This is a genomic window from Streptomyces nanhaiensis (genome assembly GCF_046614825.1).
Lineage (GTDB): Bacteria > Actinomycetota > Actinomycetes > Streptomycetales > Streptomycetaceae > Streptomyces > Streptomyces radiopugnans.
This window is the reverse complement of the sequence record NZ_JBKJFM010000285.1, coordinates 1-3262: the sequence shown is the minus strand read 5'-3', so window position 1 is coordinate 3262 and position 3262 is coordinate 1. Positions and strand designations below refer to the sequence as shown.

The following is a 3262-nucleotide window of genomic DNA, read 5'->3' as shown; positions in this document are numbered from 1 at the left end:
GGCCGGCACGGCGCGTACGGGGCCGGGCCGCGGGCGGGCCGGCCTGTGGCGGCGCCTGCGCGGGCGCGTACGGCCCGGCTGACGCGGGATCGGCGCCGTGGCGGTACGGCGCTAGCGGGAGAGCGCGTCGCGCACGGCCTCCTCGCTGCGCCCCACCACCGCCGAGCCGTCGTCGGCGGTGATGATCGGCCGCTGGATCAGCCGCGGGTGCCCGGCCAGCGCGGCGATCCAGCGGTCCCGCTCGGCGGGCTCCTTCGGCCAGGACCTCAGGCCGAGCTCCTTGGCCTCGGCCTCCTGCGTCCGCGTGATGTCCCACGGCTCCAGACCGAGCCGCTCCAGCACCGCGCGCAGTTCGTCCTCGGTCGGCGGGTCGTCCAGATAGCGGCGGACGGTGTACTCGGCGCCCTCCGCGTCCAGCAGCTTCACCGCGCTGCGGCACTTCGAGCAGGCGGGATTGATCCAGATCTCCATGCGCCTCACGGTAGCGGCCGCGCGGCGGCGGCCGGGAGCAGGCGGTGTGGGGGACGCGGGCGTCAGACGAGCGGCGGAGAGAGGGCGTCCCCGGTCCGACAGCCGTCCGTTTCTCGGGCCGTGCCTCTGCCGGGAGGAGCGGCCCCCTCCCGCGCCGACCTGCGAGAACGCGCCCGTGGTCGGGCAACTCCGGGTGCTTGACGGACGGTTGGGGGCTTCCTATGGTCTCCTCGTTCTTCCGGAAGGGTTCCGGAAGGAACCTCCCGCGCTTCCCCCCACCGCGAGCCGGACCGGAGCGCTCCACGGCAAGGAGTGCCCGGAGCCGGCCGCGTACCAGGAAGGAACCCGAGTTGACCACGACAACGAGCACCACCACGGAGGCCGCCGCGCACCGCACGCGCCGCCCGGGCCGTCTGCGCCGCCTCGCGGCGCCCCTGCTGCTCGCCGCCGGTCTCTGCATGAGCTCCCTGGCCACGGCGGGGCCGGTCCAGGCCGTGGACAGCACCGTCATCACCTACACCCAGAGCGGCGGCCGGACCGTCTCGTTCACCTTCGACGACGGCCCCGACCCCACCCACACCCCCCGCCTGCTGGAGGTGCTGCGCAAGCACAACGTCAAGGCGACCTTCTGCCTGTGGGGCGACCACGTGCGGCAGTACCCGTACCTGGTGAGCCGGATCGCGGCCGACGGCCACCGGCTGTGCAACCACTCCATGGCCCACCAGGACATGGGCGGCTGGTCCCAGCAGCAGATACGCCAGAACCTGGAGCAGGTCAACAACGTGATCCGCCAGGCCGCTCCCGGCGCGCAGATCACCTACTTCCGTGCCCCGTACGGCAGTTGGGGACAGTCCCCGCAGGTGGCGGCCTCGATGGGGATGCAGCCGCTGGGCTGGCGGGCGGACATCGGCGACTGGCAGCCGCCGGGCACGGGCGAACTGGTCAACCGGATCATGCAGCGCGTCACGCCCGGGGCCGTGATGCTGATGCACGACGGCGGCGGCGACCGCGGCCAGACCGTCTCGGCCGTCGACCAGACCATTCCGCAGCTGAAGGCACAGGGCTACACGTTCGACCAGCCGGCCGTCCGCTGATCCCTGGCGGCACACGTCCGCGCGCACCCGGACGCACCGGCCCCGGCGGGAACTCCCGCCGGGGCCGGTGCCGTCGTGCCGTACGCGGCCGTGCCGTTCGTGTGCGTCAGACGACGGTGCAGGCGGCGCCGTCCAGGGTGAAGGAGGCCGGCTCGCCGGTGTCGCCGGTGTGGCTCGCCTGGAAGCCGATCTGCACGCTGGCCCCGGCCGCCAGGGTGGAGTTGTACGAGGCGGGCCTGGCGGTCACCGCACCGCTGTCCGGGCTGTAGCTCGCGCCCCAGCCGGCGACGATGGTCTGGCCCGCGGGCAGGCGGAAGGAGAGCGACCACCCGTTCAGCGGCGCGCCGCCGGTGTTGGTGACGGTGACGGACGCGGTCAGCCCGCTGTTCCAGGCGTTGGTGGTGTAGGCGACCCGGCAGGCCCCCGGCTCGGGTTCGGGCTCGGGGTCCGGACCCGGGTCGGGGTCCGTGGAGCCGGTGCCGTCCAGGCCGAAGAACGCGATGGCCCGCGCCGCCATGCCGCCGGTGGGCAGGGAGTGCCCGACCCCCTGGACGCTGACGGCCTCCACCGGGGCCTGGTCACCGGTGCCGCCGTAGCGGGTGCGGACCCAGTTCGACTGCGGCCGGTCGGTGTACGCGGGCGTCGGGCTCACCCCGTGGACGTCCGTCCACTGCTCGATCTGCTCGTTGAAGTTGGGGTAGCGCAGGGTGCCGTCCTCGGTGCCGTGCCAGATCTGCATCCGGGGCCGGGGACCGCTGTAGCCGGGGTACGCGCCGCGCGCCAGGTCGCCCCACTGCCGCGGCGTCCTGTCCACGGTGCCGTTCGCGCAGGCGCTGTTCCAGCCCGAGCCGTCGGTGGTGGCGAAGCAGGAGTGCGGCACGCCCGCGAAGGCCGCGCCCGCCTTGAACACGTCCGGGTAGTTGCCCACCAGGACGTTGGTCATCATCGCGCCCGAGGAGGCGCCGGTGACGTAGATCCGGTCCGGGTCGGCGTTCAGACGCTGCTGTACGTAGCCCACCATCGAGCGGATGCCCACCGGGTCGCTGCCCCCGTCGCGCCGCAGCGCCTGCGGGGAGGAGACGTCGAAGCAGTTGCCGCTGCGGGTCGCCGACGGGTAGACCACGACGAACCCGTACCGGTCGGCCAGCGAGGCGAACTCGGTGCCGGAGTGGAACGCCGGGCCGGAGCCGGTGCAGTAGTGCACCGCCACCAGCACCGGCGGACGCTCCTGGACGTTGTCGGGCACGTACAGGTGCATGCGCAGGTTGCTGGGGTTGCTGCCGAAGTTCGTCACCTCGGTCAGCGAGGCGGCGGAGGCCGGGGGCGCGGCCAGGGCCACGAGCAGGGCCGCCACCACGGGCAGCACACCTCCCAGCAGCGCCGTCAGGCGCGATCCGGCCGGGCGCCCTCTAGATCTCCGCGCCGCCGTGCGCACGGATCTGTCGGTCATCTCCGTCTCCTTCCTAGACTGCGGAACGTGAAGGGACTGCTGCTGCGGCTGTCCGCGCTGGACGCGGACGCCGCCACCGCCGTACGCGTGATCGCCCACTTCGAGGCGCTGCTCGGCGGCGGACTGGACCCGGTGACCCTGACGCGGTCCACCGCGGGACTGGCCGGGTGCGCGGCGGGGCTGGAACTGCCCGACGGCCGCGCGGCGCGGTTCGCCGCGGACGGCGCCGCCCTGGCGGGCGCGCCCG

Annotated in this window: 3 protein-coding genes and 1 pseudogene; 2 read left to right on the top strand and 2 right to left on the bottom strand. The window is 74.0% G+C overall.

The annotated features are described in order from the left end of the window. Positions 1 to 111: 111 nt before the first annotated feature. Positions 112 to 471, bottom strand: a complete 360-nt coding sequence (locus tag ACLIYP_RS29855) for an arsenate reductase family protein (RefSeq protein WP_412716202.1) — start codon at positions 469 to 471, stop codon at positions 112 to 114. Positions 472 to 821: 350 nt separating this feature from the next. On the opposite strand from ACLIYP_RS29855, the gene ACLIYP_RS29850 reads away from it, so the two are divergent. Next, positions 822 to 1565, top strand: a complete 744-nt coding sequence (locus ACLIYP_RS29850) for a polysaccharide deacetylase family protein (protein ID WP_412716201.1) — start codon at positions 822 to 824, stop codon at positions 1563 to 1565. A gap of 106 nt (positions 1566 to 1671) precedes the next feature. Here ACLIYP_RS29850 and ACLIYP_RS29845 read toward each other — a convergent pair whose 3' ends face one another. After that, positions 1672 to 3015 carry an extracellular catalytic domain type 1 short-chain-length polyhydroxyalkanoate depolymerase gene (locus ACLIYP_RS29845; protein ID WP_412716200.1) on the bottom strand — a complete coding sequence of 448 codons (1344 nt, stop codon included), beginning with the start codon at positions 3013 to 3015 and terminating at the stop codon, positions 1672 to 1674. Between the two features lie 27 nt (positions 3016 to 3042). On the opposite strand from ACLIYP_RS29845, the pseudogene ACLIYP_RS29840 reads away from it, so the two are divergent. Next, positions 3043 to 3262, top strand: a pseudogene (locus tag ACLIYP_RS29840) (PucR family transcriptional regulator); the annotation flags it as partial.

Coding starts and splice junctions, on each gene's coding strand:
- ACLIYP_RS29845 (WP_412716200.1), bottom strand. CDS start 3,015: ATGACCGACAGATCCGTGCGCACGGCGGCGCGGAGATCTAGAGGGCGC.
- ACLIYP_RS29855 (WP_412716202.1), bottom strand. CDS start 471: ATGGAGATCTGGATCAATCCCGCCTGCTCGAAGTGCCGCAGCGCGGTG.